The following is a 242-nucleotide window of genomic DNA, read 5'->3' on the forward strand; positions in this document are numbered from 1 at the left end:
TTCGGCTACAAGCTGTCGGTGAACGCGGACAAGCGCTGCAAGCTCATCCGAAAAATCAAGATCAGCACCGCCAGCGAACACGACACCCTGCACTTCGAAGACGTACTGGACCCGACCAATACCAGCCGGGATGTCTATGCCGATAAAGGCTATGTCAACTACAAGCGCGAAGAGCGCCTGACCGGCCAAGGCTACCGCATGCACATCCAGCGCAAAGGCAGCAAGGACAAGCCAATTTCTGA

Annotated in this window: 1 protein-coding gene; it reads left to right on the forward strand. The window is 55.8% G+C overall.

Features of this window, described 5'->3' with window-relative positions:
- The coding region (locus GTP44_RS28535; protein WP_161021818.1) for a transposase at positions 1–242 on the forward strand (242 nt) is incomplete at both ends.

The sequence above is a fragment of the Duganella lactea genome (assembly GCF_009857505.1).
Classification (GTDB): Bacteria; Pseudomonadota; Gammaproteobacteria; order Burkholderiales; family Burkholderiaceae_D; genus Rugamonas; species Rugamonas lactea.